Genomic DNA, 22,817 nt, shown 5'->3' on the forward strand with positions numbered 1-22,817 from the left:
TATTCCTAAACCAGGATCTTGAAGATCTGGGAGGAAGGATCGATTTCCTGCACCTGCAGGGGAGAGGCCGCCATCCGGCGCCGCAGCCCCTTAATATCGGTGGGATCCGGCAGTTCAATCCCCACCAGTGCTGGTCCGGTATCGCGGTTATTTTTCTTGGTGTACTGGAAGTAAATGATGTCTTCACCTTCGCTGAGCACGTCATTTAAAAATGCCCGTAAAGCCCCCGGCTCCTGATTGAAGGTCACCAGGAAGTAGTGGCGTAAACCTTCGTAACGCCCAGAACGCTCGGTTACCTCTGCGTAGCGCGAGAGGTCATTATTGCCGCCAGAGACCAGGCAGACCACTGAGCCGTTGGGAATTTGCGGTAAGAAGCTACGCGCCGCCGCAGAAGCTAGCGCTCCGGCCGGCTCCGCAATCACCCCTTCGGAATGGTAAAGGTCGAGCATTTCGGTACAAACCGCACCCTCAGGCACCACCACCAGGTCATCGACCAGTTCCCGCACAATCTGATAGGTTAAATCCCCGGCCCTGCCTACAGCGGTACCATCTACGAAAGAGTCTACGTGTTCTAAGGAAACCGGATTCCCCGCCTGAACCGCCGCTTTCATCGAGGCCGCGCCTTCAGATTCCACCCCTACAATCCGGATACCGGGGCGATGGGCTTTCAGCCAAGTGGCCATTCCGGCAATCAAACCGCCGCCTCCCACTGGAATCAAAATCATATCGGTATCATCCGGCAGCTGGGAATCTAAATCCACCGCAATACTGCCTTGACCAGCAATTGTGTAGGGATCATCGTAGGGGTGCACATAAACCTTGCCCCCGTCCTTAGCGGCCTCGGCGGCCACCCGATTAGCTTCATCGAAGTCGCCGCCTACAATTACCGGTTCTACCCATTTACCGCCGATAGTGGCGATCCGTTTGCGCTTTTGCCGGGGAGTGGAGGCCGGTAAGAAAATCGTGCCGTGTATTCCCAGGTGTGCGCAGGCATAGGCAACTCCTTGGGCATGGTTACCCGCCGATGCACACACCACCCCGGCCTCGCGTTCTTCTTCATCCATGGCTGCCATCCGCACATAGGCGCCGCGCACTTTAAACGAGCGGCAAATCTGCAGATCTTCGCGCTTGAGATAAACTGGACGGCCTACTTCTGCGCTCAAACGATCGCTCTTTTGCAGCGGAGTTTTGGTAGCTACCTTGGCTAATACCCCGGCAGCCACCTCTATATCCTTCGCGGTAACTGTGCTCATTGTTCCTCCAAAAAATCGATAGTTAATAACCTATCGAGAATTGGCTTGCGGGTGCTTTTGCTTTTCGCTATCTGGCATCCAAAGCCGATGGACTAGGCTAAAGGTATGACAAATAATCTGAAAGATCCTTTAGTGTGGATCGATTGCGAAATGACCGGCCTGGATTTAGAGCAGGATTGCCTGGTAGAGGTGGCGGTGATCATCACTGACGGGCAAACCAATATTGTGGATGAAGGTATCGACCTGCTGATTAAACCCAAAGCGGGCGCCTTAGAAAATATAGGGGATTTTGTGCGCGAAATGCACACCAAGTCCGGTTTGCTGGAGGAACTGGAATCTCCGGCGGCGCTAGAGCTGGAGGAGGCCGAAAAACAGGTTTTGGAATATATTAAGCGTTTTGTGCCTGGTCAGGGACAGGCGCTGCTGGCCGGCAATTCGGTAGGGACTGATAAACAGTTCCTGGAAAAAGAAATGCCGCAGGTAATCTCGCATTTGCATTACCGCTTAGTGGATGTTTCTTCGGTGAAAGAGTTGGCGAAGCGTTGGTATCCGCGCGCCTTTTATAACGCCCCAGAAAAGCATGGGGGACACCGCGCCCTCGCCGATATTCGCGAATCTATCCAGGAGCTGCGCTACTACCGCAAGGTACTTTGGCCGGCAGGGGAAGGGCCGAGCAGTGAGGAATGCGAGGCGGCCGCGAAAGAGGTTTTAGCGCAAGGGCTGGGAGCCTAGCTGGTTTCGGGACGAAAAATCTCGGATCATCTACGGCCTAAAGTTTTAGAAATCGGGGATTTAGCTGCCACAAATTTCGCAGGTAAACGGATTTACCTGCGGTTTGGCGCCCCCGACAGGAATCGAACCTGCAACCTCGGGATTAGAAGGCCCTTGCTCTATCCTTTGAGCTACGGGGGCTGGTTGTTCCTCAAGTTTAGCTGGAAATCTCCCGCGTCCTAATTCCTTGTCCTCAGAGGTAGATAATCACGCTTTTTCCTGGTGGCGCAGATTTATTTTTTAAAAATCTCAAAGCCGATTTGCATCATGGTGAGGTAATCAACACCAGGAGGAATCATGAGCAAAGCCAATATTGAGGTTACCTTTACCGGCTGGGTAGCGACCGCACCCACCTTTCACCGTCCCGATCCCGCGAAACCCGAAAAGGCGCTTAGCACTTTTCGGGTGATGCATACCCCGTACTCTCGCGATAGCCAGGGGAACTGGCAGAAAGGGGAGTCATTGACGGTCCGGGTAAAAGTTTGGGGGTGGGGCGCGCACTATGTGTCCCGCTCCATTCGGGTGGGGGATCCGATTATTGCGAGCGGGCGGTTGATCCGTTCTAAATGGCAGGACAAAGAGCAGGTTACCCACTACGGGCTAGAGCTAACCGCATCTTCTTTGGGGCATGACCTGACCATGGGGGAATCTAACTTTGTGCGAATGGTAGGTGCGCTCCCTAAACGGGGAAATTTTGCTTCCCCTGGCAAAGAAGGTAGCGGTTCGCTGGCCGATCCCGAGGGCGAGTTCGAGACTTCCCCGGGAACAGAACCGGCAGGGAAACAAGCTGCGGAGGGCCAGGCAGCTGCAGAAACGGTAGATCCTGACACCGGGGAAATCATCGCTTCGGGGGCAAAAACTGCTTCCGGGAACAATCCGCCTGCGTCCTCGGAAGCAAGCACCGCGGAAAGCGCCCTCGACCCGGAAGGGGAGTATATTTTAGAAACTACCTTCAGCGGAGAGGCTGCCTAGTCGCCACCTAGTCGCCACCTAGTCGCGCGGGGGTTCGCTTTGCGTTTTTAACTCCACTATTCTGGGTATTAGAAACAATACCCGTCTGGCAGAAAGTGGCAGCAGTGGCAGAATTCATTTACCAAATGATCCGCACCCGTAAAGCTCTAGGTGACAAGGTCATTTTGGACGATGTAACTATGGCTTTCCTTCCGGGAGCCAAAATCGGCATGGTCGGCCCTAACGGAGCCGGTAAATCCTCGATCCTCAAAATTATGGCGGGTCTAGATGAGCCCTCCAATGGGGAGGCGCGGCTTACCCCCGGCTATACCGTCGGCATCTTGATGCAAGAGCCAGAATTGGACGATGATCTCACGGTTAAAGAAAACGTGGAGCAAGGTGTCGGCCCCCTAAAGGCCAAACTTGATCGCTTCAACGAGATCTCTGCGCAAATGGCGGATCCGGATGCCGACTTCGATGCCCTCATGGAGGAAATGGGTACTCTGCAGGCAGAGATTGATGCCGCCGATGGCTGGGATGTGGATTCTCAACTGGAGCAGGCGATGGATGCCTTGCGTTGCCCGCCTCCGGAAACTCCGGTTTCGGTGCTTTCTGGTGGGGAGCGCCGCCGGGTCGCCCTCTGCCAGCTGCTGCTAAAAGCACCTGACCTGCTGTTACTGGATGAGCCTACTAACCATCTGGATGCGGAATCTATCCTGTGGCTAGAAAAGCATCTGCACTCCTATAAGGGGGCAGTTATCGCTATTACCCACGACCGTTATTTCTTGGATCACGTGGCGGAATGGATTGCGGAAGTTGATCGCGGGCGTCTTTATCCTTATGAGGGTAACTATTCCACCTACCTGGAAAAGAAGCAGGAACGCCTGGAAGTCCAGGGACGCAAGGATGCGAAACTAGCTAAGCGTCTAAAAGAGGAACTGCAGTGGGTGCGTTCTTCAGCTAAGGGGCGCCAAGCGAAATCTAAGGCACGTTTGCAGCGCTACGAGGAAATGCAGGCAGAAGCCAAACACGCCAAGAAACTGGACTTTGAAGAAATCCAGATTCCGCCCGGTCCCCGCCTAGGAACCGTGGTTTTGCGTGCCGATAAACTCTGTAAAGGGTTTGGGGATCGCGAACTGATCAAGGATCTGTCCTTCAATCTGCCACCCAACGGAATCGTAGGAATTATCGGTCCGAACGGGGTCGGAAAAACCACTTTGTTCAAGACGATTGTGGGGCTCGAGGAACTCGATTCCGGAACTCTCGATATTGGGGAGACCGTAAAAGTCAGTTATGTGGATCAGAACCGTGCCGGGATTGATCCCGATAAGACCTTGTGGGAAGTAGTTTCGGACGGTCTGGACTTCTTGGACGTGGGGGGCGTGACTATTCCTTCGCGCGCTTATGTGGCCTCGTTTGGTTTTAAAGGCCCGGATCAGCAAAAACCTGCCGGGGTGCTTTCTGGTGGGGAGCGTAACCGTTTGAACCTGGCGCTTACCCTCAAGCAGGGCGGAAACCTGCTGCTGCTGGACGAGCCCACTAACGACCTGGATGTGGAAACTTTAGCCAGCCTGGAAAATGCGCTCCTGGAGTTCCCGGGTTGTGCAGTGGTAATCACGCACGACCGCTGGTTCCTCGACCGGGTCGCCACCCATATTCTGGCGTGGGAAGGAACCGAAGAAAACCCCGCGAACTGGTACTGGTTCGAGGGCAACTTCGAGTCCTATGAAAAGAATAAGGTTGACCGCCTGGGGGCGGAGGCTGCGCGTCCGCATCGGGTAACTCACCGCCGTTTACGCCGCGCCTAACGGATGTAAAATAGCTGATAAACAAGGTTACAAGGGCTGGGGTAACAAATGAGCGATAGTCAAGAGGATCTTAAAGAACTGGCGAACGCCTACGGAATTGCGATTGATTACTGGGACTATTCCGGGGTTCACCGCATAGTTTCCGATGAAACTCTGCGCGCAGTCCTCAAGGCGATGGATATTGACGCGGATACGCCTGCGCAGGTGGCGGCCTCGCTAAAAATGGTTGAGGAGCGTCCTTGGCGGCGCGTCCTCCCCGAATGTGTGGTTACCCGCAACGATGACAACTATTGGGTGCGGGTACACGTTCCGCACGGTAAAGCGGTAACCGTAACCATGCATTTTGAGGAGGGCGGGTCTTGGGATTTGCCCCAGTTGGATGTGTTAGTGGCTCCCCGCGAAATCAATGGGGTGCTCACCGGGGAAGCTACTTTCAATATTCCTCCCGGGCAGCCTTTGGGTTGGCATCGTTTAACCGCCCAGGTAGAAGGGGATGAACGCCCCTATACTTGCCCAGTAGCGGTCACTCCGGCGCGTCTGGGAATGCCGAATTTGCGTGATGGGCGTGCCTGGGGAGTAATGAGCCAGTTCTATGCCAACCCTTCCCGGAATTCTTGGGGGATCGGGGACGCGGCAGATTTGGCGAAGATCTGTAAATGGGTGGCCTCCAAGGGCGCGGATTTCTTGCTGATTAACCCGGTGCATGCTTCCCAGGTGACTTCGCCCCTAGAAAACTCTCCCTATTTGCCTTGTTCGCGTCGCTTTTGGAATCCGATTTATATTCGCCCCGATGCGATTGTTGAAGCTAAGGAACTCCCGAAGAAGAAGCGGGAAAAGCTGGCGGAGCTGCGGCGTAAAGCCCAACGCTCCCTTAGTGAAGCGATGCCCGCCGATCATCCCGGAGTTTGCGGAGCCGGAGCTCACTTCTTTAGTGGCGATTTAGTCAAACGCGACCCCGTCTGGAAACGGAAACTGCGCGCCCTAGAGATTATTTACCAGGTTCCACGCTCGCAGGAACGAGAAGCCGACTATCAGCAGTTCCTCACCGAACAGGGCGCGGCTCTGGAACAGTTTGCAACCTGGTGTGCTTTGACCGAAAAATATGGTTTAGAGCTGCCTGAGAAGTGGCAACGTCCAGATGCTTCCCAATTTGAAAAATGTGGGGAGAAGTTACGAAAGCGAGCCGAATTCTTTAAATGGTTGCAATGGCTTTGCTACCGGCAGCTACGGCAGGCGCACCAAGTGGCCGTCGATTCCGGAATGAAGATCGGGGTCATGCACGACTTGGCGGTAGGGGTTCACCATTTGGGTGCTGACCATTGGACCGACCCGGCGGTCTACGCGCAGGGCATCTCGGTGGGTGCTCCTGCCGATATGTATAACCAGTTGGGGCAGAACTGGTCGCAGCCACCTTGGCGCCCAGACCGCCTAGAACAGCAGGCCTATGAACCTTTACGACGCACGGTCGAGGCGGCCGCCAAAATGGGGGGCGCGCTGCGTATCGACCATATTATGGGGCTGTTGCGCCTGTGGTGGATTCCCGAAGGGATGCTCCCGAAAGATGGCACCTACGTGCGCTATAACCATCAAGCGATGGTGGGGGTACTGCTGCTTGAGGCTTACCGAAATAATCTGGTGGTAGTCGGCGAAGATTTGGGTACCGTAGAGCCTTGGGTGCGCGACTACCTGCGCTACCGGGGGATTTTAGGTACCGGGGTGCTGTTCTTTGAGTTCGATGCTCCGGACCATTTGGTACCGCCCGCGGATTATCGGCGAGAGCAATTGGCGGCGGTCAATACCCACGATATGCCGCCAGTGGCGGGCTACCTTACCGGCGAAGACTTGCGGGTTAGGGAATCTTTGGATCTTTTGGATTCTTCGCGCGCAGAGGCTGAAGCCAACCAGGAGCGAGTTTTTGGGGCGGTACGCCGCGCGCTGATTGAACACGCGGGTCTGGCGGAAGATGAGACCGATATGGGCGAGATGATTCGCGCCCTCTACCGTTATATCGCCGCTACCCCCGCGCAGCTGGTGGTCTTGACCTTGGCGGATGCAGTGCAAGAACAGCTAACCGAAAATCAGCCCGGTACCGAGTATGAATACCCGAACTGGTGCGTACCGTTGCGTGACCAAGAGGGGAAAACTAGGTTCTTAGAGGACGTTACCGCTGATCAGTTCGCTAATCAGCTTTTGGAGATGCTAGAGAGCGCAGTGCATCCTAACTAGGGCTGCGTCTGCACGCTCGCAAGCCGCTGTTAGGACGAGGTTTCGCCGCCGAGGTAGGGCAGTAGCCCCTCTAGACTATCGCTTACTAGGTCGGCTCCCGCGCTTTGCAGTACTTCGCGGCTTTGACTGGTGGTAACCGCATAGATTCTGCCGGCTCCGGCCTCGCGCGCCGAGATAACTCCGCTGGTAGTGTCTTCGATGACGATGCAGGAGGACGCGGGCAGCTTCAGGGTTTTCGCTCCCACTAGGTAGGGTTCCGGGTCGGGTTTGCCGGCACTAATATCTTCTTGGCTAATCACTTTCAGGCTGGCCGGGGCTTTGAGTAGCTGGGCGGCTAACTGCGCCCACTGCCTCCAGGCGGAAGTAACTAAACATTTTGGCATCTCAAGTTGCATGATTTCGCGGGCGCCAGTAAAAATCCGTGGGGGATCGCGCCGGGTATCAACGTAGGAGCGAGCCTCCAGGCCGAGAGCTTCCGGGTCGAGGCCGTTCCAAGGGCCGGGTTCGCTTTGGAACACTTCCGGGCCAGGGCGCCCCTTGAAAATCTCCATTTCTTCCTCTGCTATTCGCCATCCTTTCGCCGCAAACATGCGCCGATAGGCGGCCAGGTGAGTGTGTTCAGAGTCGATCAGGGTGCCGTCCAGGTCGAGTAGTAACCCTTTCAAAGAGCCGTAAGTTTTCCGCTCATCAATGTTTACGCTGTTGGTGTTGATATCTGCGCTCATATTGGGATTTATGGTGTGCCTGCTTTCTAATGTGCGCCCTCGGCGTCGGCGAGCGCGTCCTAGTGTCCGGTCGCGCTATTCATCTGGGCATTAAAAACTTAAAGGAGCGCCCTCGAAAAGGAAGCCCGGCGTTTTAGCGCAGTTTTTCAATTTCGGCAGCCAGTTCATCTGCCACGGGACCTACCACCACTTGAATACAGCGACCGGTTTTCACCACGCCTAGGGCTCCACCAGCAGCTAATACTTCCTCATCTATCTGCTGTGGGTCTTTTACATCTACCCGCAGGCGGGTGATGCACGGTTCAATCTCGGTAATGTTTTCGGTGCCACCTAGCCCTGCCAGCAGCTGTTTTGCCTTTTCCATGAGTTTCTCCCTGCATCTAAACCTTTAAGAATGTGCCTGTTCAATAGTGAGATTACCATCAATCTACAAGTAGCTTAGAGGGAATCTAGATGAGCATTGCTCTGACCTGTACTAACGATAAATATGTGTCTAGTGGATTTTCGGTAACAATGATACGATTGTTAAGTAAAAGTCATGAGTAACAGCAAGTTATGGGAAGGTCCTATGCTTAACTTCAATAATCAACCTGGCACCTTGTCAGCAGAGAAATCAGGTGGCGCGATTCAGCAGTCTGCCAGTTTCCTTAAGAGGCTGCTGATCGTCACCCTATTTTGTGCCTTGAGCTTCATGCTCTCAGCGCCTTCCTTGGTGCAGGCCGAGGATTTGCAGGAGGGGACGCCGGCGGAGCAACCAAGCACTAATGTGCAGCCAGTAAACACCGCAGACCCTGCCAAGCTTATAACCAGTGCAGCACCGGAAAACAAGGCGCCTGCCAAAGCGAATACCCAGGCGGACGATGGCCTGGAGATCGGACCGGAGAATATTGGGCAACCCGTGGGTGCTGCCGCAAAACCGAAGGTCAATCCTGTATTTGCTGGAAATAAAACTGTTTCTGGATCATTAACTATCGGAGCCGGACAACGGAAGTCAAAAAAGCTAGATGTGACTATTCACGTGACCGTGAGTCGTCAAGCAGGTGGAACCGAAGAAAAAACGGTCACTATTCCATACACGGACAAAAGTCAGGACTGGACGGTTAATTTAGGTAGTGAGCTTGCGGAGGGCGATAAAGTCACTGTAAAGCAAGAGTATAATAACGAAATTTCTGAAGCTGTCGTTCTGGAAGTTAAGAAATCTTTAGCGGATCAGCATAAAGATGAGTTAAAAATGCCATCCGGAGAAATCTGGATTGAACACACGAACTCCAACCAGATAAATAACGATGAGCAAGCAGAAGCTGTTCAAATGTTAAAAGATGCAAACACTGCAATAGCTGGTGATATTAAATCAGTTAAGTTTTCTATTGATGGCACGGAACATGCATACTATGAAGTGACCTATACCGATGGATCAACCTCCGGAAAAATTGAAGCTCCGGACCTAAAAATCAAAACGGTAACGGAAACATCTGCTGCTCCGACAATAGAAAAAGTACAGGTAACAGACGGACAGATTATCGTTACATTTGCTAACGCGGTTGCCGCAGGTACGAAATTTCAATTTGTCAAAGAATTTAGGGATGGAGAGGACAGGAATTTTTCCCCAAAGGGAAGCTGTATAGTGGACAAATCTGACTCAAAAGAGATGTCTCAAGCAGTAATCGTTAACGGCACAACAGTTACTTTCCCAATTACGGATAAGGTTAACGATTTAAAACTCGGAACAGAGTTCGGTATCATTGTCAAAGAGCCACATAAATTCCGTTCTTGCGCGAAGTCTGAGCCGGTAATAACAACCCCCGACAAAGTCGCCGTGAGAGATCCTCACAAATTAACGGATGCGGATAAAAAAGCCATCGATAAAGCTATTCGAGATGCCAATACGGTAAATGGCGTATCTAAACTCCCCGATGGAACTGGATATTTAACCGATCCTGCGTTTATCGAGTTTGATAAAGATGGAAACGTTACAATAATCAGTCCTAATGATGTGGAAGTTGATTGGGATAATGCCGGCAATCCGATATATCAAAAAAATGCCGATGGAACCTATAAAGTAAACAATGGAGCCAAAGTCACTAAATTCCCGGCGAAAGATCTAGTGAAAAATATTGCCCCTGAATCTCCGGCGATTGCGGTAGATACGGATAAGGGTGAAGTAACCATTACCCCACCGGCTTATAAAGATCCCGGTGATGATACCGACTTGGCGTCTTACACCGTCAGTTATAAGGATGCTGATGGTAAGGATAAAACCATAACCGCAACGCGAGATTTGAAAACCAATAAATGGAGCGGATCGGGTGTTGATGAGAACACCGGTGTGATTACTCTGAAAGTTGGAGACATCGAAGTTGGTGGAACCATCACGGCAAAAGCGAAAGACAAAGGCGGTCTTGAGGGTGATACTGAAGAGCTTGAATCAGCTCCGGCCAGTGAGACGCTTGAAACGGTTGAGGTAACCTACGATGCGGGCGGCGGTAGGGGAACCATGACCGATGGGAAACTCAAGGACGGTAAGAAGCTGAATAAGGGCTCAAAGTACACGATTTTGGATAATGCTTTCACTGCTCCTGATGACACCCAAGAGTTTAAAGCCTGGGAAGTTGACGGCAAAGAGGTACCTGCGGGTACCGAGATCACCGTTAAAGCCAACACGGTCGTAAAGGCCGTTTGGAAGAAAATCCAGGTGAAAGTGACCTATGACGGTAACGGCGGCGAAGGAAACATGGAAGGTAAGACCCTAGACAAGGGCAGCAAGTATACCTTGGCCGCTAACGGCTTCACCGCCCCGGAGAACCAAGAGTTTAAGACTTGGGAGATTGATGGGAAAGAGGTAGCCCCTGATACCGAAATCACGGTCAACAAAAACACCACGGTGAAAGCCGTCTGGAAAGACATCATGGTTGATATCAACTTTGAACCAGGTGAAGGCGGCTCCGGCACCATGGACAAGGAGACCGTCAAGAAAGGTAGCACTTTTAAGTTGCCTCCTAGCAAGTTCAAGGCGCCTAAGAATATGGAGTTCAAAGGCTGGAAGATAGGTGATGAGGAAAAGGCTGTCGGTGACGAGATCACCGTCAACGATAACACCACTGTCACCGCCATCTGGAAGAAGATCCCGGTTACCGTTACTTACGACGGAAACGGTGGCAAAGGAACTATGAAAGAAAGTAAGACCCTATACAAGGGGGATACCTACAAGGTGCTTGCTTCTACGTTCACTGCCCCGGAGAACCAAGAGTTCGATACCTGGGAAATTGACGGCGAAAAAGTTGCAGCGGATACCGAGATCACTCTCACCAAAGACACCGTGGTGAAAGCTATCTGGAAAGACATCATGGTTGACGTCAACTTTGAACCAGGTGAAGGCTCCGGCAATATGGACAAGAAGTCTGTAAAGAAAGGTAGCACTTTCAAACTGCCTGCTAGCACGTTCAAGGCCCCTAAGGATAAGGAGTTGAAAGGCTGGAAGATAGGTGATAAGGAATACCAGGTCGGTGACGAAATCACCGTCGAAGGTAACACTACTATCACCGCCATCTGGAAGGACAAGCCAGCTTCTTCCTCGACTACTCCGGGTAATCAAAAGCCTGGTAACCAGGCGAAGCCACAGAAACAGCACCCGAGTGCAGCTGGGGAGCTGTCAAGGACGGGGGCTAATGGGATGTATTCCGTGTATTCCGCAATGATTATGCTGGCAGCCGGCAGTCTGTTCGTGATTAGCCGCCGGCGGCGCGCTCAGCGCTAATCTCAGCGAAACACCATAACTAAATAACTAAAAGCCGCTCATAAGCAAACCGCTTATGAGCGGTTTTTAGTTTCCCTAACCTGCAGACGCGAACCCACCCCAAAATGCGCACTTTCAAACTTTCGCCTTCTGCTGCGCCCTCGCCCTCGATCCTGCGACTTTCCTACGTCAACAGCTCTACCTCAGGGGTTGGGGGATATGCAGGGCTGCGGTTAGAACCTTTCATATTTTACGTTCTACCCGCGGTATCGACACGCTGAAAAAAGTATTTATTATTTTATTATCGCTGGTCAAACCCTAAACTTGCTACAAATTTTCGGGAATTTTTAAAAAACGCTCGCTTAAAAAGTATTCATAGTGTATAGTGATTCCTGAATCCAGATGGATGACCACGCTTTGAGCGTAATGTCCTTCGACAGGTCTCCAGGCAACCGGATCAATCGTAAGTCGGTGCCCTCGAAGGAAGATTCGCCCTCTCGGGAATGCCGGGTTGGGAACAACGATTTTTAGGAGGCCATCATGGCTCTTGATACTAATAACACTGTAACTGAGGTTCTCGCGCGCGCTGCTGCCTTTCGCGATCCGCTTCCTGCCGAGGCTCCCACTCAGGCGCCTACTCCGGTAGAAGCCCCAGCGGAGGAATCTCCGCTTGCTGATCCCTGGGAAATGGAACGCACCGGTATCCAGTGGTGCGACTGCGGGGAAGACCACGAGCTAGATCGCATCGATGCGGAAATCGACCTGGAAGAACTAGGATTCTTCGAAGGTGACCTGGTACCGCATCTGGCAGTCTGTGCAGAATGCCAGAAGATGTGGAACTACGTGGAGGTTTGTGAATTCTTCTACGACCACGTTGCCTGTAGCGCGAAAAAGGTAAACGGCGAAGTCGCCGAAGCCTACCCCTACCCGGTGGCAGTCGATATTGTCGGCTACTTTTACAAAACCTGGCAGGGTTGTCCCCGCGAGGTTTGCGAGGGCGGCTACGATCCGCTCAGCGACCTAGCAGAAGGCCTAGATTCCTGACTCTCGCCTCCTGCTTACTGCAAGCGAGCAGGAGATCCGAGGAAAAGCTTTCCGGCAGCGGCCCGTCCTTCCGCGCTGGAAGCCTGGGTGCTCTGGCTTGGCACCCGCCCTTGCAGCTCCCGCCACCACGCCCTTACAGACGGTGGCGGGAGCATTCCTTTGTCACAGCACCCGTTTTTTAGAACTGAGCTGTCAGCGCTAAGTATTATTTCCGATAAACGCGATTTTCAGAAGTCTGCGCTAGCGCAATGGCAGGTAAGAGCCCGAGCGGTGTACCTAGGAGAGCGGGGCAGGGGGTAGTGGAGCTCCCGCGGGTGGAAGCACTTTGGGATACTTAGTTTTTGTCCCCACTACCGGTTGGGATTTGTCTGCGGAAACGGCGGAATTACTAACCGGAACTGGGCGATGAGGAGTGGGATCCCAATGGGTGTTTACCAACTTCTTTTGACTAAATAGTCCCGCTCCGAAAATTGCCAGTCCCACCAGGGAAAGTAATATTAGTCCGAGTATTCCTCCAGCCTTGGTAGACCAACCCAACAGTAAACCTATCCAACCGAAATCGGCGTCACCAAAGGTGGTATTAGCTTTTCCGAAGGAACCGAGAACATCCAAAAGAAATGCTGGGAGGAAGGTAATTACCAGACCATTAGCGAAGGCGCCCAGAATAGCTCCGCGCCGTCCTCCAGTGGCATTACCATAGACTCCTGCGGCACCGCCAGTAAAGAAATGAGGAACCAGACCCGGCATGATTAATGCCACGCCGAACATTGGGTTTAGCCAGATGGAAAGGACTGCTAGGCTCACTAAACCTCCCACGAAAGAGGAAAGGAAACCTATTAGCACTGCGTTTTGGGCATAGGGGAAAACAATAGGCGCGTCCAGCGCAGGTATAGCGCCGGGAACAACTTTGGCGGCAATCCCCTGGAAGGCGGGTACCAGTTCACCTAAGATGGTGCGAACCCCGAACAGTATGACTGCTACTGCCACCCCGAACTCGAGCCCCTGGGTGACCGCCTGCATTAGGTAGTTGCCCACGTTGGCGGCACCATTCGGGAACGCTTTAAAGGCTTCTTGGGAACCTGCACGGGCGATGAAAAGTACCGCCAGAATTACGTACATTAATGCCATAGAAAGCGCGGTGGCCACCATCGAATCTCGTAGGAATCGCAGCCCTTCGGGAAGTTTCAGTTCTTCGGAGGAAGCCGACATCTTCTTTCCCTTGCCACCTACGAGTTTGCCAACGCATCCAGAAACTACATACCCCGCAGTACCGAAGTGACCAATGGCGATAGAGTCATCGCCGGTGATACGACGTGTCCAGGGATGAGCAATTGCTGGCAGAGAAACCATTGCTATTCCCAACAATGCCGCTCCAAAAACAATTACGACCCAGGTGGGGTAGCCAGATGGTGCTAACACCATGGTTAACAAGGTTGCCATGAATAGCACGTGATGACCGGTGAGAAATACGTAACTGAGCGGGGTAAATCTGGCCAACACTAGCGAAACCACGAATCCCAGGATCATGATCCAGGCTACTTGTCCACCGAATTCATTTTGCGCGATACCTACGATTGCTTCATTGGTGGGTACCACTCCTTTGGCTCCGGTGGCGCCAGTTATCATTGCGCCTAGAGGCTCCAATGAGCTAGAAACTAACCCAGCACCGGCACCAATCAGCAGGAAACCCAAAGTCGCTTTAATTGCGCCACCAACAACTTTTCCAGCACCACGTTTCATCGCCGCCAAACCGACTGCGGTGATAATCCCGATTAAGAATGCCGGTACAGACAGAATCTCATTTACCAGGAAGTTTGCGATTGTAAGAACGGTATTCATAAGGAATCTCCTCGGTGGTCAAAGGTTAAATATCGTAAAGCTCGCGTAGGGCTTTATCGATTTCCGGCATGGAAGTAAAGTCTTGGATTACATGTACCGGCACCCCAACATCACCCAGAGTGGCGGCTATTTCCCCCGAGGTGAGCAGGAAGTCTGCTTCTTTGGCTCGTCCCTTTGCAGAGATAGTGTCGGTGGCCTCAACATTCAGATAGGGACTCCATCCCCATTCATCTAATACTTGATCCAGGGTGTTTTTCAGGAATAAAGAGGTTCCTAGGCCATTGCCGCACACGGTGAGTATTTTCCCTTTAGACGGAACTGAGTCGCTAGCTGTTTTCCTTGCGCTAGCTGCTCGATCAGGTTTCTTGGCGCTGGGAGTCTTATCTTGACCTTTCGGCTTTGCAGTCTGCGAGTCGAAGATTTCGCGTAGTTCTTCCTCACTGTTTGCTGCACTAAGCGAGTCTCTTTTAGAAGCCAACAGTTTGGCTAGCTCTTTCATCGCCTCTAGATGGGAAGAGGTGTCGGTAGCAGCGAAAGCCACTAACAGGTCAACCGGATCATTAGATTTATGGTTAAACGCTACTGGGGGATCCAGTCGCACCCAGGAAAAGGAAGTTTCTTTTACTGCCGCCGATGGCCGTGCATGAGCGAATGCAAACCCCGGTGCTATTACGATGTAGGGGCCTTTTTCCTCAACTGATTCGATCATAGCCTCTGTATATTCGGGAGTGATTTTTCCGGCCGATTCCAAAAGCTGCCCAGCATGGCGAATCGCTGAGCGCCAATCGCTCTCTGAGCTGTGTAAATCAACTGCCCCAGTTGCCAGTAATCTATTTAGAGTTGACATGCATCCCCCTTGAAAGACACTAGAAATTGTTGCTGAATCGGGTCAGCGCTATTTTTTATCCTACGGTAAGAAGAGCTATTATCGTGTCCTTTTAAAAGTTTCTGCTCGGCATCCTAGATTAGGCACCACACCGCCTTGGCGCTAAAAACACATGAGGCACACTGAGGTATTGCGAACGTATTGCGTCTGTAATATATTTTCTTTGTGCGAGTTTTTATTTTGGATCGCGTATCGCAACGACATCCAGAGTTACTGAAAGAAGACGTCCTGCACGCTTTCGAAAATCATTTCTTGCATGCTCAAAGAGATAACGGCTCCTGGCTGGGGGTAGGTGCAGATTCAAATGGTAGAAATATAGAAATGCTTTATCGGATGAGTGGTAATGAGGTGCTTATCTACCATGCAATGACTCCGCCTACCAGGAAATTTACTCGAGAAATTCGAAATCTACAAAGGAGGAAATAATGGCTAAACCTGACGAGCTGTTTACCGGTACCCGCAGCGATGAAGAAGTTGTTTCCCGATTTGGAATGACTCTTGATGAGGTTGAATCAGAGGCAAAACAAGTTGAGGACGAAAATGCTGACGACGGTCTTACCGGAGTTTTCTACTATGGTTCTCCGTTAGACCGGATTAAAGATGATGAGCCCATGCGTAATATCAGCGTGCGTTTTAGCGTCAGTGAAATAAATGCAATCGGGGAACTCGCCAAGAAGTTTCACGTCACCAGAAGTGAATATATTCGTCGTAAGGTTCTCGGCTGAACGTATTTCAAAACTAGCAAAGTCAAGTTACGTCCTGATTTTAGCCAGAAAGTGCGAAAGTAAGGACATACTTTCGCATAATTGTGTCAAAATCAGGACATAACCGCTAAGCGCGCACTTTTCGCGCCTCTGTGGTTTTGAAAAAAGATTTTTTAGACCGGTATGAAGCACTTTTCGGGCAGTTAAAGCGAGTGCGTTAGGGGGTTGAGGCAAACGGCTACGGACACCTTCATCCAGTTCTATGATTCCCCGCTGGGCGAGCTTGCCATGCGCAGCGATGGCAGCGCACTGATCGGGTTAGGGCTAGCATCACAGCAGGCCGCGGTGGCAACTGCTGCCGGTACCCGCCCTCAGGAAAAATCTTTGCCCATATTCCAAGAAACCGCCCGCTGGTTAGATAGCTATTTTCGAGGACGCGCCCCCTCCTTTACCCCAAAGCTAAAACTGAGCGGCTCAGACTTTCAGAAACGGGTTTGCGAAATCATGCTTACCATCCCCTTCGGGGAAACCGTCACCTATGGGGAAATCGCTGCCCGGATCGCGCGGGAGCGAGGTATCCCGCGAATGTCAGCGCAGGCAGTTGGGGGAGCGGTAGGGGCAAATCCGATTTTGATAATTGTTCCTTGTCACCGGGTAATTGGTGCGGGCGGTAACCTCACCGGCTATGGCGCCGGGATGGAGCGAAAAATCCAGCTGCTGAAACTAGAAAACGTTGATATGACGAGTCTGTTTGTGCCAAAGAAAAACTCGGTAGCAAAGAAACATCCGCTACCAAATAAGCTGCGCCCTCGCCCCCTAAATAAAATAGGTGTTTCGTAGGCAGCCCTATATCGCTACCTCGAAGCTGGTGGCGCTATCTTTATGTAGCCTTTAGCGGGGCTGGAGGGCGAGGTCGAAGCCCTGGGCGCGCACCGTGTTCAACATTCCGCGGCGCAGGGGCGCCTCCCGCAGCATGATCCGAGTGAGGCTATCGGTGAAAGTATCCGAGCGTTTGCCATGTGCCCGAGTGTCATAGTAGGTAGTCATTTCCTGGTCATAATCCGCAAACGCTTCCAGATAGGATCCGTCAAAGCAGTTATAGGAGTCCTCAAACATACGCAGCTCCATGGGCATCCGTGGCTTGAGCTGCGGCTGTTGCCCCGGGTAGCCAAACATTACCCCCAGGGCAGGGAAAGTCAGTTTCGGCAGTTGCAAAATCTCAATCATCCGCGCTGGGTCGTTCAAGATTGACCCTAAGAAACAGGTGCCTAACCCCAGGGATTCGGCGGCATTCACCAAATTTTGCGCCATCAGTACCGCATCGGTAAAGCCCTGAAAAAAACCGTCCATACCGCGCACGCAGCTATTATCCTCACCTTTTTCCTCCACAATCCGGTAGGAACGGTACAGGTCAGTGAGGAAAATCCACAGCTGCGGAGCATCGGCAATATAGTCCTGATTAGAAACCAGAGAAATCTGCCGCTTCTTTTCCGGATCGTTCACCTGAATAATCGAAGCCATTTGCACCCCGCAGGAGGTGGCGGTGCGTCGGGTAGCCTCTTTTAGCTGCGCTAATACCTCTGGCGAGATTGGCTGAGAATCAAAACGACGCACCGAGCGGTGTGCTAACTGGTGTTCGATAGTTTCAGACATGAGCTCTCCTTAAATCTTCGCCGATATTGCGTGCGGTTTAGCCGGTTTCTTGTCGTTAAGTTTAACCTACCTGCTGGTTAACTTGCAGCGGTGACCAGATGGGTAATATAGGCGAGGACGCTAACGGGCAGGGGGATTCATGATTAGACCAATAAGAAACTTTCAAAGAGCCGCGATTGACCATCCTCATGCGCAAAGCCTAGCCGGTCCCCTGGGAGATTTTTCTTTGTCCGACACCTGGTCGCTATCGCAACATTTAGTGCTTTACCTGCAAGAACAGGGAATAGTTAGCGGGGATCGGGTGGCAATCTGCAGTGCCAACAGCGAATACCATCTATTGCTGTGGATCGCTTGTGACCAGATAGGGGCGGTATTCGTTCCGCTGGCTAAAGCTGCCGCGCCTGCTGATTTACGAGCGATGGTGAGTGACTGTGCCCCGCGTCTGCTATTTAGCGATCAAGAAGGGGAGATACAGATAGATAGCGCCGCCCGTTCTGCCGCGGAAACTGCGCCCTCACAGGGGAGCGCCCTCGATAAGCCGTTAGTTATAAACCTGGCTCACCTGCATGAACGTATCTTGAATGCCCATAGGGAGCATCCGTTTTCGCCTGGGGAACTAGCCAGTGAGATTGCCCCGGTAGCCGAGGGCGAGCTGGCCGCAATTATCTATACCTCCGGGACTTCCGGGCGGCCGCTGGGGGTGGAGCATTCCCGCGAAACCATGTATTGGGCGTGGGCGAACTATCGTGACGCCTTCGATTACCGCAACTCTGATACCGGGTTGGCACTCGCACCCTTGTCCCATATCGGCGGGTTTAACGGCACCACCAACGATATTTTTTGTCACGGCGGAAAAGTGGTAGTGATTGCGGGGTTTTCTCCGCTTGCCGCTGCCCGGATTATTCGCGACGAGCAAGTCACTATCGGGTTCGCGGTTCCCACCATGTTCACCGGGATGCTAGATGCCCTCGAAAAAGAAAAAGGCGAGTCGCTCACGGAAAATCCGTTTCCGCATTGGCGCCGTCCCCTGATTGGAGGCGCACCCCTACCTGCAGCTTTAGCGCGGCGGATGGAAAAACTACAGCTGCGTCCGATCCAAGTGTGGGGGATGACCGAAACCGGAGGGGCTGGTTGCTACCTGGGAATAAACGAATCCTTAGCGCACCCGGAGGCCGCTGGTCGTCCCTTCACCTATTCTCAGGTGGCGGTGCGCGATGCGGATGGCAAGGTGCTACCCGCAGGTAGCCAAGGGCAAGTAACCATCGGCGGCCCGCAGGTATGTAAAACCAACTACCCGGGCAAAGCCATCAGTGCTATCGAGGGGCAAATTGAAACCGGAGATATTGGCTTTATCGGCGAGGACGGATTGCTGCGCCTGAGCGGACGGGCAAGCGATGTAATCATCAGCGGTGGGGAACACGTTTTCCCCGCGCAGGTTGAGGACGCGCTCTCAACTTTTCCCGGTATCGGGCAGGTCGCCGTAATTGGCCTGGAGGACGAATATTGGGGACAGCGAGTCTGTGCAGTAATCACCGGAACCGCCGCCCTCGAGGATATTAAACCGTTCCTAGCCGGCAAATTAGCCGCCTACAAGATTCCCAAGCAAATAATCAAAGTAGAAAACTTACCCCTAAACAGTGCCGGAAAACTATCCCGCCAAACCCTCCGAGAATCATTTGGCAACGAGGGTCGCGGGAAGTAAGTCTTCGTAGGGAGCAGGGAGTAAGTTTTATCCGAGTGGGCGCGGTGGGCATAAGAATTCGGAAAATGCCTGCGGTCTTTTTCCGAATTCTTGGGCGGGAGGAAAAACTTACTCCCTGCGCTACACACGCATATTAGGAAGTACGAGACGCTAGCAGGACGGAGGCTTCTCGGCGCGCCCTGCACATTCCTAAACGTAACTTAGACCCCAAGAGAGCTGTGGTGGTTCGGTGCCGCTGCTACAAATTTGATAGCCACTAATGCTTGACTAAGGTTTACCTTAGTTATTAGGATTTTGGTATGGAAAATGCGTCTTCATTGCCACAATCTGATCGTTCAACCAGTACTGCTGCCGGACATTGGGTGCTTGCTCGTGCCGGAAAGCGGGTGCTTCGCCCCGGCGGATTGAAATTGACGAAACGGATGTTGAGTGCAGCCAATATGCAGGGAAAAGAAATCGTTGAGTTCGCTCCAGGGCTGGGTCGTACTGCGCAATTAATCATCACCGAAGGTGTAGCCTCCTATGTTGGTGTTGATCAGGATCCGGCGGCAGTCGCACGGGTAGAAGCCATCGTTAAACCCTCCGGTGGAACAGTCATTAACGCCAAAGCGCAAGACACCGGGTTGAGTAGTGAAAGCGCTGAGGTAGTGGTCGGTGAAGCGATGCTAACAATGCAAGGTGAGAAAGCTAAAGCCGAAATCGTTGCTGAGGCATTTCGTCTCCTGGAACCAGGGGGTCGTTACGCCATCCACGAGCTCGGGCTCACCCCAAATGATATTGACCCAAAGTTGGCTGACGGGTTACGCAAGCAATTAGCCCGGACGATTCGAGTTAACGCGCGCCCGCTGACCGAGAATGAATGGCGAGCGGTACTCACGAATGCGGGTTTTGAGGTGGAATGGATAGGTTTTGCGCCGATGGCGTTACTATCGCCCAGGCGCAACTTGGCAGATGAAGGCCTCTTGGGGGTAGCCCGGATTATCCGTAACCTAATCCGGGATAAAGACCTACGAGCCCGGGTTCTTCAGATGCGATCCACTTTCAACAAATACCGCGACCACCTGACCGGAATCGCTATAGTAGCTAAGAAGCCATCCAAGTAATTTATCTCCTTAATCACCTGAAAGGTAACCGTTATGAGCGCTGAAACTCCAGCATCCCCAGCCCTAGGTTTTATCAACACTCTAGCTAATGAAATCGAGTACGCGGCAGGCTCAACTGTCTCAAAAACCTTGCTGCGCGCAGAGGGCGTCAACGTTGTGCTATTTTCCTTCGATGCCGGCGAGGAGCTTTCCGAGCACACGGCTGCGATGCCGGTGCTCGTCGAAACCCTAGAAGGTGAACTCGAAATTACCGCCGAAGGTAAAACTGTAACCCTATTACCTGGTGGTTTAGTACATTTCACCACCCGATTGCCGCATGCCGTTAAAGCCATCAAGCCATCAAAAATGGTGCTCTACATGCTGGCAAGACCGCAAACCCAAAGTAACGACTAGTCAAAAAAGCAATCACACAGTTTAGTTTTATCGTTCTGGCCGGATAGCGCCCGCTAAACTAGCAGCAACTTAAACATGCGAAGAAGTTATCGCTGGGAGAAGTGAGAAGTATCCGCCCAGCAGGATAGGGCTCAGTAAGATAAGTCTTCCGGGAGCGTGCGAGGAATTTTTGCAAGGAGCAGGGAGTAAGTTTTATCCGAGTGGGCGCGGTGGGCATAAGAATTCGGAAAATGCCTACGGTCTTTTTCCGAATTCTTGGGCGGGAGGAAAAACTTACTCCCTGCGCTACCCACGCATATTAGGAAGTACGGGACGCTAGCAGGGCGGAGGCCTCTTGGCGCGCGGTGCCTTCCTCCGCTAGTTGCGCCAGATTAGCGGGCAACTCCCGGCCTTTCGCCTGCATGGCGCGCGCCCACAGCCGCCCTGCCCGATAGGAAGAACGCACGAGCGGCCCGGCCATAACCGCCGAAAATCCCAGGTTATAGGCATATTTTGAAAGTTCCACAAACTCGGTTGGTTTTACCCAGCGATCGATGGGGTGATGCAGAGGGGAAGGACGCAGATACTGGGTGATGGTCATAATATCGACTTTGGCATCTTTCAAGGCGCGCAGGGCGGCCTCGATTTCCTCGCGGGTTTCTCCCATCCCTAAAATTAGGTTCGATTTGGTAATCAAACCGGCATCTGAGGCGGCTTCTAAAACCTCTAGGGAACGCTCATAGCGGAAGGCGGGGCGAATCTGCCGGAAAATCCGGGGTACGGTTTCCAGATTGTGTCCGAATACTTCGGGGTTAGACGAGAATACTTCCTCAAGGGCACCTTGGTGTCCGCGAAAGTCATCTACAAGTAGTTCTACCCCGGTATTGGGGGATTTAGCGTGAATCTGGCGGGCAGTTTCCGCATACAGCCAGGAGGCTCCATCAGGCAGGTCATCGCGGGAAACTCCAGTGACCGTAGCGTAACGCAGACCTAGTTCGGCAACCGAGTCCGCGACCCTGCTAGGTTCCTCGCGGTCATATTCGCTGGGGCGCCCGGTAGCAATATCGCAAAAGTCGCAGCGCCGGGTACAGACCGCGCCGCCAATCAGGAAGGTGGCTTCGCGATCCTGCCAACATTCATAGATATTCGGACAATTGGCTTCCGCACAGACCGTGTTTAGCCCGGAGCGGCGCACCAGGTGCCGCATATCCATATAGTTCTTACCCGAAACTACCTTGGTTTTTATCCAGTCTGGCTTGTTTTCGATGGGGCTGAGGGCGTTCCGTGCCTCTACCCGCAATAGCTTGCGGTCTCCCACCTCAGGAAGTGTAGACATTTTCGTCCTCCCCGCGTTGTCCTTCCCCTCTAAAGTAAGGGGTATCTAAGATGCGCTGCAAACTAGCTATTACCGGGGCGCGCATGGAGGTCACGGTTTCCTGGCAGCCTTGTTCGCTCATAGAAGTTACCCAAGCATCGGCGAGACCGCAGGGAATTATCCGGGCAAAATCACTAAAAGTGGGGTTCACGTTGAGGGCGAAACCATGCATAGAAGCACCCCGAGCAGTATGAATCCCGATGGCGGCAATCTTCTTATCGATTTCACCCGGCCGCACAATCCAGGCACCTGCCCGACCCTTAATCCGCTGCGCATGAATCCCATAGGGGTCTAAGGTATCGATAACTACCTGTTCCACGGCGCGAATAAAGCGAATAACATCTAGAGGCTGCGGTAGCTTCACTATCGGGTAGCAAACTAGTTGCCCGGGGCCATGCCAAGTAACCGATCCCCCGCGGTTAACCTCAATCACCGGTACATCTTTATTGGGCACATCTTCCGGTTTGGTGTTGCGGCCGACGGTGAAAGTAGGGGAGTACTGCACCAAGAGAGCAGTATTTTCTCGCGTTCCCGCTGCTACCTCGCCGTGTACCTGTTTATGTAGATTATCCAGAGTGCGGTAGTCCTGCAGCTCGGTGGTTAAATCCAAAATTTGCACGCCTTACAGCCTACCTGCTTTAGGTAGATCCGGTCGTCTCAAATAGGGTTTTC

The 22,817-nt window shown here is 52.6% G+C and carries 19 protein-coding genes and 1 tRNA gene; 11 read left to right on the forward strand and 9 right to left on the reverse strand.

Annotated elements, in window-relative coordinates:
• Nucleotides 1-5: 5 nt before the first annotated feature.
• Entirely contained in the window at nucleotides 6-1,253 is a 1,248-nt protein-coding gene (gene ilvA / locus KO216_RS04225; RefSeq protein WP_215523044.1) for a threonine ammonia-lyase IlvA, read from the reverse strand.
• Nucleotides 1,254-1,358: 105 nt separating this feature from the next.
• Here ilvA and orn point away from each other — a divergent pair, with 105 nt between their 5' ends.
• A complete protein-coding gene (gene orn / locus KO216_RS04230; protein WP_215523045.1) occupies nucleotides 1,359-1,985 on the forward strand; it encodes an oligoribonuclease in 627 nt (208 codons plus the stop codon).
• 104 nt (nucleotides 1,986-2,089) lie between these two features.
• Here orn and KO216_RS04235 read toward each other — a convergent pair.
• A tRNA-Arg gene (locus KO216_RS04235) sits at nucleotides 2,090-2,165 on the reverse strand.
• Nucleotides 2,166-2,321: 156 nt separating this feature from the next.
• Here KO216_RS04235 and KO216_RS04240 point away from each other — a divergent pair.
• The 3 genes from KO216_RS04240 (at nucleotide 2,322) to malQ (ending at nucleotide 7,009) form a co-directional block, all read left to right on the forward strand.
• Nucleotides 2,322-2,996 carry a single-stranded DNA-binding protein gene (locus KO216_RS04240; RefSeq protein ID WP_215523046.1) on the forward strand — a complete coding sequence of 225 codons (675 nt, stop codon included), beginning with the start codon at nucleotides 2,322-2,324 and terminating at the stop codon, nucleotides 2,994-2,996.
• A gap of 104 nt (nucleotides 2,997-3,100) precedes the next feature.
• A complete protein-coding gene (ettA, locus tag KO216_RS04245; protein ID WP_215523047.1) occupies nucleotides 3,101-4,783 on the forward strand; it encodes an energy-dependent translational throttle protein EttA in 1,683 nt (560 codons plus the stop codon).
• Nucleotides 4,784-4,831: 48 nt separating this feature from the next.
• Nucleotides 4,832-7,009 carry a 4-alpha-glucanotransferase gene (malQ, locus tag KO216_RS04250; protein WP_215523048.1) on the forward strand — a complete coding sequence of 726 codons (2,178 nt, stop codon included), beginning with the start codon at nucleotides 4,832-4,834 and terminating at the stop codon, nucleotides 7,007-7,009.
• Nucleotides 7,010-7,038: 29 nt separating this feature from the next.
• Here the strand turns inward: malQ and KO216_RS04255 are convergent, their stop codons facing one another.
• Both KO216_RS04255 and KO216_RS04260 read right to left on the reverse strand, forming a co-directional pair.
• Entirely contained in the window at nucleotides 7,039-7,734 is a 696-nt protein-coding gene (locus KO216_RS04255; RefSeq protein WP_215523049.1) for an HAD family hydrolase, read from the reverse strand.
• Between the two features lie 133 nt (nucleotides 7,735-7,867).
• Entirely contained in the window at nucleotides 7,868-8,098 is a 231-nt protein-coding gene (locus tag KO216_RS04260; RefSeq protein ID WP_215523050.1) for a PTS sugar transporter subunit IIB, read from the reverse strand.
• A gap of 174 nt (nucleotides 8,099-8,272) precedes the next feature.
• On the opposite strand from KO216_RS04260, the gene KO216_RS04265 reads away from it, so the two are divergent.
• Together KO216_RS04265 and KO216_RS04270 are read left to right on the forward strand one after the other, a co-directional pair.
• Nucleotides 8,273-11,488, forward strand: a complete 3,216-nt coding sequence (locus KO216_RS04265) for an InlB B-repeat-containing protein (protein ID WP_215523051.1) — start codon at nucleotides 8,273-8,275, stop codon at nucleotides 11,486-11,488.
• A gap of 519 nt (nucleotides 11,489-12,007) precedes the next feature.
• Nucleotides 12,008-12,511 (forward strand): hypothetical protein, encoded by a 504-nt coding sequence (locus KO216_RS04270; protein WP_215523052.1) that lies wholly within the window; start codon nucleotides 12,008-12,010, stop codon nucleotides 12,509-12,511.
• A 276-nt stretch (nucleotides 12,512-12,787) separates the two neighbouring features.
• Here the strand turns inward: KO216_RS04270 and ulaA are convergent, their stop codons facing one another.
• Nucleotides 12,788-14,350 carry a PTS ascorbate transporter subunit IIC gene (gene ulaA / locus KO216_RS04275; protein WP_215523053.1) on the reverse strand — a complete coding sequence of 521 codons (1,563 nt, stop codon included), beginning with the start codon at nucleotides 14,348-14,350 and terminating at the stop codon, nucleotides 12,788-12,790.
• Between the two features lie 25 nt (nucleotides 14,351-14,375).
• The gene (locus tag KO216_RS04280; protein ID WP_215523054.1) at nucleotides 14,376-15,197 is read right to left on the reverse strand and encodes a PTS sugar transporter subunit IIA; all 822 of its coding nucleotides are present in this window, start codon (nucleotides 15,195-15,197) and stop codon (nucleotides 14,376-14,378) included.
• Nucleotides 15,198-15,661: 464 nt separating this feature from the next.
• On the opposite strand from KO216_RS04280, the gene KO216_RS04285 reads away from it, so the two are divergent.
• Both KO216_RS04285 and KO216_RS04290 read left to right on the forward strand, forming a co-directional pair.
• The gene (locus KO216_RS04285) at nucleotides 15,662-15,961 is read left to right on the forward strand and encodes a hypothetical protein (protein ID WP_215523055.1); all 300 of its coding nucleotides are present in this window, start codon (nucleotides 15,662-15,664) and stop codon (nucleotides 15,959-15,961) included.
• Nucleotides 15,962-16,165: 204 nt separating this feature from the next.
• Nucleotides 16,166-16,780 (forward strand): methylated-DNA--[protein]-cysteine S-methyltransferase, encoded by a 615-nt coding sequence (locus KO216_RS04290; RefSeq protein WP_309547348.1) that lies wholly within the window; start codon nucleotides 16,166-16,168, stop codon nucleotides 16,778-16,780.
• A 51-nt stretch (nucleotides 16,781-16,831) separates the two neighbouring features.
• On the opposite strand, the gene KO216_RS04295 is transcribed toward KO216_RS04290, so the two are convergent.
• The gene (locus KO216_RS04295; RefSeq protein WP_215523056.1) at nucleotides 16,832-17,593 is read right to left on the reverse strand and encodes an NADPH-dependent oxidoreductase; all 762 of its coding nucleotides are present in this window, start codon (nucleotides 17,591-17,593) and stop codon (nucleotides 16,832-16,834) included.
• A 139-nt stretch (nucleotides 17,594-17,732) separates the two neighbouring features.
• Here KO216_RS04295 and KO216_RS04300 point away from each other — a divergent pair, with 139 nt between their 5' ends.
• The 3 genes from KO216_RS04300 (at nucleotide 17,733) to KO216_RS04310 (ending at nucleotide 20,791) form a co-directional block, all read left to right on the forward strand.
• Entirely contained in the window at nucleotides 17,733-19,295 is a 1,563-nt protein-coding gene (locus KO216_RS04300) for a class I adenylate-forming enzyme family protein (RefSeq protein ID WP_215523057.1), read from the forward strand.
• Between the two features lie 299 nt (nucleotides 19,296-19,594).
• The gene (locus KO216_RS04305) at nucleotides 19,595-20,398 is read left to right on the forward strand and encodes a class I SAM-dependent methyltransferase (protein ID WP_215523058.1); all 804 of its coding nucleotides are present in this window, start codon (nucleotides 19,595-19,597) and stop codon (nucleotides 20,396-20,398) included.
• A 33-nt stretch (nucleotides 20,399-20,431) separates the two neighbouring features.
• Entirely contained in the window at nucleotides 20,432-20,791 is a 360-nt protein-coding gene (locus tag KO216_RS04310) for a cupin domain-containing protein (protein ID WP_215523059.1), read from the forward strand.
• 298 nt (nucleotides 20,792-21,089) lie between these two features.
• On the opposite strand, the gene lipA is transcribed toward KO216_RS04310, so the two are convergent.
• Nucleotides 21,090-22,106 (reverse strand): lipoyl synthase, encoded by a 1,017-nt coding sequence (gene lipA, locus KO216_RS04315; protein WP_215523060.1) that lies wholly within the window; start codon nucleotides 22,104-22,106, stop codon nucleotides 21,090-21,092.
• Nucleotides 22,090-22,764 carry a lipoyl(octanoyl) transferase LipB gene (lipB, locus tag KO216_RS04320; protein ID WP_215523061.1) on the reverse strand — a complete coding sequence of 225 codons (675 nt, stop codon included), beginning with the start codon at nucleotides 22,762-22,764 and terminating at the stop codon, nucleotides 22,090-22,092. Before lipB ends, lipA begins: the two co-directional genes overlap by 17 nt.
• Between the last annotated feature and the right edge of the window lie 53 nt (nucleotides 22,765-22,817).

The organism is Varibaculum prostatecancerukia (assembly GCF_943169825.2).
GTDB lineage: Bacteria > Actinomycetota > Actinomycetes > Actinomycetales > Actinomycetaceae > Varibaculum > Varibaculum prostatecancerukia.